Consider the following 5,506-nt stretch of genomic DNA (forward strand, 5'->3'; position numbering starts at 1 on the left):
CCCTCGGCAAAGACTTTTTGCTCGGAAGCGTAAAAGAAACCAAAAGCTTCAGGCTCCCGGTTGACGGATCATTCACGAACAAAGACGATCCAACATACGGGGCGGTCCTCGATTTAGACCTTGAACAAAACAAGGAAGAGCTGAAACGCTTTTTAAATGAGTGATCAAAAAAACCGCCGGGTTTCCCGGCGGTTTTTACTGATCATATTTTTTTAGTCCCCGGTCATAAAGGAAATTGCCGAACGGAACAAATGCGGCCACAAGACCGGCAGCCGGCCATTTCACAGACCACCTCAGCACAAAAGTCGCATACAACAGAACAAACAAATACAAAATAAACAATCCGCCGTGAAGCGATCCGACAATCGTAACGGCCATCGGATAATCCGCCCAATATTTAAGCGGCATGGCGATAAACAGCAGGATTAAAAGCGACATGCCTTCAATAAAACCCATCAACCGAAGGCGGCCAATCGGCGTTTGCAGCATAGTATACCTCCTGTGGAGTGATAGTCTACCTTTATACTATAAACCAAAAGGGGACAAATATGACAGGTTTTTTCTCCGTTGGATTTATGCGTCTGCCGGAAGCTTCATTAAAGCGCCGAAATATTGCTGGGCAGTCGTAAAACAAATAAATGCGGTCAATTCCGTTATTTCTTCTTCTGAAAACACTTCTTTTAAAACATCAAACTGCCTGTCTGAAACGCGCTCCCTCTGCGCCAAAAAGACCTCTGCAAACCCCATTGCAAAGCTCGTTTTCTGCTGATTCGGGATCTCGGGTTTCCCCTTTGCCTTGCAATATTCGCATCCGTTTCCCTGAGCCAGCACGCGGCGCACCTGCTCCTTCAGTTCCTTTGATAAAAAGCCGTCTCCTGACAGCTCCTCAGCTAAAGCCGTCCAGTTTGACATCAGGCTTTCGGAGTGTCCGAGCAGCCGCTGAAACGGCGTCTCTCCTCTGTCTGAAAAATTGATTCTTGTCATATGATGATCACCTCTTCATAATCATATATAAGCAGAAGTGAAAAATGAATTTCGAACGAAAGAATTTTCATGATAATATTAAAATGATGAAATAGAATGAAGGGAATAAAGTTACATATGAAAATTGATGACCTCGATTTTAAAATCATAGCCGAATTAAAGAAAGACAGCCGTTTATCGATGCGGGAGCTGGGCAGGAAGATCAGCCTTTCCGCGCCGTCTGTGACCGAAAGGGTCAGGCGGCTCGAATCGTTCGGCGTCATTAAAAAATATACGCTGGACATCGATTACCAAAAGGTCGGCCTTCCCGTATCCTGCATCATTGAAGCAACGGTGAAAAACGGGGAATACGAAAGGTTTAAAGCGTATATCGAACGCCTCCCGAATATTGAATTCTGCTACCGGATCGCGGGAGCCGCCTGCTATATGCTGAAAATCAATGCAGAGAGCCTGACGCAGATCGAAGCATTTATCAATGAAACAACACCATATGCCCAAACCGTGACACACGTCATTTTTTCTGAAATTGAAATAAAGGAATCATGAACATTAGAGCTGCATCTGTATCATCTGTTATAATAAAAGGATGCATGAACAAGAAAGTGATGTGATGGACTTGTCTAAAACAGTCGTTTTAGCAGAAAAACCTTCAGTCGGCCGTGACTTGGCCCGCGTGCTGAAGTGTCATAAAAAAGGAAACGGATATCTTGAAGGCGACCGCTATATCGTGACATGGGCGCTCGGCCATCTGGTCACATTGGCGGACCCTGAAGGATACGGAAAGGAATTCCAGTCTTGGCGGCTTGAAGATCTGCCAATCATCCCCGAGCCTTTAAAGCTCGTCGTCATTAAAAAGACCGGAAAGCAGTTTCAGGCGGTTAAATCGCAGCTGATCAGAAAAGACGTCAAAGACATCGTCATAGCAACCGATGCCGGCCGGGAAGGCGAGCTTGTCGCCCGCTGGATCATCGAAAAAGCAAAGATTACGAAGCCATTGAAGCGCCTGTGGATTTCATCGGTCACAGACAAAGCGATTAAAGACGGATTTAAAAACTTAAAGAACGGCAAAGACTTTGAAAACCTTTACCATTCAGCCGTGGCTCGAGCTGAAGCCGATTGGATCGTCGGCATCAACGCGACGAGGGCGCTGACAACGAAATTCAACGCCCAGCTTTCCTGCGGACGCGTACAGACGCCGACATTGGCAATGATCGCGAAAAGAGAGGAAGATATCAAGAACTTTAAACCCGTCCCTTATTTCGGCTTGCGTGCAGCGGTTGACGGTATGACGCTGACGTGGCAGGACAAGAAAACGAAGCAGACCCGCACTTTCAACGCGTCTGTGACGTCACAGCTTGCAGGAGCGCTGCAAGGCAAACCGGCCGCTATCGTCGACTTGAAAAAAACGGCGAAAAAAAGCTTTGCCCCCGGACTTTATGATCTGACCGAGCTGCAGAGGGATGCCCATAAACGCTACGGATTTTCCGCAAAAGAAACGCTGTCCGTTTTGCAGAAGCTCTATGAGCAGCATAAGCTCGTCACCTATCCGCGGACGGACTCAAGATTTCTTTCTAATGACATCGTCCCTACGCTGAAAGACCGTTTGGAAGGCATGCAGGTGAAGCCTTATGCTCAGCATGTGACCCGGATCTTAAAGCATGGCGTTAAAGCCAATAAAAGCTTTGTTAACGATGCGAAAGTATCCGATCACCACGCGATTATTCCGACGGAAGAGCCGCTTGCGCTCGGTGCGTTAAGCGAAAAGGAAAGAAAGCTTTACGATTTGATCGCGAAGCGCTTCCTCGCCGTTTTAATGCCGCCGTTTGAATATGAAGAAACTAAAGTGTTTGCCGAAATCGGCGGAGAAACCTTTACGGCAAAAGGGAAAACCGTTCAGTCGCAAGGCTGGAAAGCGGTGTACGATTTCGCAGACGAAGATGATGACGAGGAAGAAAAGGATCAAACCCTTCCTAAACTCGCAAAAGGCGACACGCTGTCCGTCCGGTCTTTGACAGAGACGAAGGGTGAAACAAAACCGCCGGCGCGGTTTAATGAAGGAACATTACTGTCTGCGATGGAAAATCCGGCCGCATTTATGCAGGGAGAAGAAAAAAACCTTGTGAAAACTCTCGGAGAGACGGGCGGACTCGGGACGGTGGCAACACGCGCCGACATTATCGAAAAGCTGTTCAACACGTTCCTGATCGAGAAAAAAGGAAAAGATATCTATATCACCTCAAAAGGAAAACAGCTCCTTGAGCTTGTTCCGTCAGATTTAAAATCTCCTGCCCTCACCGCTGAATGGGAGCAGAAGCTGTCAGGCATTGCGAAAGGAAAACTGAAATCCTCCGCCTTTATCAAAGAAATGAAGGAGTACGCAAAGCAGACGATCAGAGAAATCAAAAGCAGCAATCAAACGTTTAAGCATGACAATATCACAGGGACCCATTGCCCTGACTGCGGAAAACTGATGCTGAAAGTAAACGGCAAACGCGGCACAATGCTCGTCTGCCAGGACAGGGAGTGCGGCCACCGCAAAACAGTCGCCAAACAGACGAACGCCCGCTGCCCGAACTGCCATAAGCGCATGGAACTGCGAGGACACGGAGAAGGCCAGACATTCGCCTGCGTCTGCGGCCACAGAGAAAAACTCTCCGTTTTCGAAAAGCGCAGGGCAAAAGACAAAAATTCAAAAGCATCAAAACGCGATGTACACTCCTACATGAAAAAGCAAAACAAAGATGAGCCAATCAACAACGCGCTCGCCGAACAGCTGAAGAAGCTGAAGCTTGATCAATAATCATCAAACAGCCTGCCGGAAACGGCAGGCTGTTTTAATGTGACCAAATATCACAAAACTAGTGAACTTGTCAGTGGAAAAGTCGCGAATCTACACGACATTTTCATACTTCTATTTGTCCCGGAAAGCTGTTCAAAGGAATCAGTTGTTTATAAAATTCAATTAACCGGGGGATTGGTTTGGCTGTGCTTTCCCTCCTTTGGTGCGATTGGACCTTCAAAGATACTAGTACAGAGATCTTGGTAATGGGCTATTTCAGATCCAAATACCTCTCGGGATTTACGCATCAGTTCGGTGAATACGGACTGATCCCTCACCGATTCATTCAACGATGCAACTGCTTCAGCCAGTGCAGCACGAGCCGTCGTTGCTTGGTGGTTCACGGATTGGACGTCCCAATACACATCCGGTGTTCCAGAACTAATCCGTGCCAGTAGCGCAAGCATAGTTGCATGCGGAGGGGGTGCAAGAGAACCAAGTTTTGCAATGTCAACATCTAATTCTGCGAGCGCCAATCCAAAGGTGAGTATCGCTGCATGAGTGAGTGCCTGCAAAGCCGCGGCCAATTGATCATGCTCCTCAGCTTCTAATAGCACCGGACGACCTTTCCAATCTAAAATCATCTGAATCAAATGACTTCCTTTAGGCCCATCGTTTTGAACGATGACAGCTACCGGTCTACCCACGATACTAAGGCTGGGAGCAAACATAGGGTTAAGACCTATGCTTTCGAAAGGCAAACCCAAAGCGTGTATTTTGTTAAATATGGGTGATTGTACAGAAAGAGTGTGCGCCAAGAGAGAATCAGGCTTCATTAACGCCCCGACAACTTTTACTGCTTGAAGAGCCGCGGTCTCTGGTAAAGCGAGCATCACCATGTCGGCCTTTTGGATCTTATCTTTGGCCTGTGGAGTCGGAACAGTGATGTCACATTTCATGAATTGTCGACGAACGGAAGGAGGATTCATATCGATAATACATACTTCAACACCCGATTCTTCAAGAAGGTCTGCAAACATCCCGCCAACGCCGCCGGCTCCTCCCGCAATCACACACTGCCTTATTTCCTGACTCATCTTGAACCTCCCACTGCAGAGACTTCCGCTGCTGCGATAGCTGAGACCATAGCTCGCGCTTTAACCTGAGTTTCTTTGAATTCCTCTTCTGGATCTGACAATGCTACGATCGCTCCTCCGACACCAAAAGTCGCCTTGTCATCGGTCACAACAACTGTGCGGATAACAATACTAAGATCCGCAGCTCCACTCAGTCCAAACCAGCCGAGGCTGCCCGAGTAGACACCGCGGGGGCCCTTCTCGAGTCGGTCTATGATTTCCATCGTCCGAATTTTCGGAGCACCGGTCATCGAACCGCCTGGAAAAGCAGCGCGGACGCAATCAACCGTTGATTTGTCCGGACGTATAGTGCCGCGAATCGTCGAGATCAACTGGTGAACTGGTGCATATGTTTCTACATCGAAAAGCTTAGGTACATGAACAGATCCTATTTCACAAACAGTGTTAAGGTCATTTCTGACTAAGTCAACGATCATTAAGTTCTCTGCGAGATCTTTTTCATCACTTAGCAACTCATTTCGTAATTGGTGATCTTCAGCAGAAGTCCTGCCTCTCATCCGGGTACCCTTGATCGGTTTGGACTCAACGATACGATCAGCACCGATTGAGAGGAACCGTTCCGGAGAGGCACTTAGTACTGCTGCAT

Annotated in this window: 6 protein-coding genes; 2 read left to right on the forward strand and 4 right to left on the reverse strand. The window is 47.7% G+C overall.

What is annotated here, in order from left to right; translation table 11 throughout:
* Positions 1-195 precede the first annotated feature (195 nt).
* Positions 196-489, reverse strand: coding sequence for a DUF3817 domain-containing protein (locus tag C1T29_RS03080; RefSeq protein WP_020450222.1), 294 nt, complete (start codon positions 487-489; stop codon positions 196-198).
* A gap of 84 nt (positions 490-573) precedes the next feature.
* Entirely contained in the window at positions 574-984 is a 411-nt protein-coding gene (locus C1T29_RS03085; RefSeq protein WP_020450223.1) for a carboxymuconolactone decarboxylase family protein, read from the reverse strand.
* Positions 985-1,101: 117 nt separating this feature from the next.
* On the opposite strand from C1T29_RS03085, the gene C1T29_RS03090 reads away from it, so the two are divergent.
* Both C1T29_RS03090 and C1T29_RS03095 read left to right on the forward strand, forming a co-directional pair.
* The gene (locus C1T29_RS03090) at positions 1,102-1,530 is read left to right on the forward strand and encodes a transcriptional regulator LrpC (RefSeq protein ID WP_095292541.1); all 429 of its coding nucleotides are present in this window, start codon (positions 1,102-1,104) and stop codon (positions 1,528-1,530) included.
* Between the two features lie 70 nt (positions 1,531-1,600).
* Positions 1,601-3,784, forward strand: coding sequence for a DNA topoisomerase III (locus C1T29_RS03095; RefSeq protein WP_023857894.1), 2,184 nt, complete (start codon positions 1,601-1,603; stop codon positions 3,782-3,784).
* Between the two features lie 158 nt (positions 3,785-3,942).
* On the opposite strand, the gene C1T29_RS03100 is transcribed toward C1T29_RS03095, so the two are convergent.
* Together C1T29_RS03100 and C1T29_RS03105 are read right to left on the reverse strand one after the other, a co-directional pair.
* Positions 3,943-4,860, reverse strand: a complete 918-nt coding sequence (locus C1T29_RS03100) for a prephenate dehydrogenase dimerization domain-containing protein (RefSeq protein ID WP_103750280.1) — start codon at positions 4,858-4,860, stop codon at positions 3,943-3,945.
* Positions 4,857-5,506, reverse strand: a 650-nt coding sequence (locus C1T29_RS03105; RefSeq protein WP_208945609.1) for an anthranilate synthase component I family protein, incomplete at its 5' end; no start/stop codon positions are given. The genes C1T29_RS03100 and C1T29_RS03105, both read right to left, overlap by 4 nt.

The sequence above is a fragment of the Bacillus sp. MBGLi79 genome, from assembly GCF_002953915.1.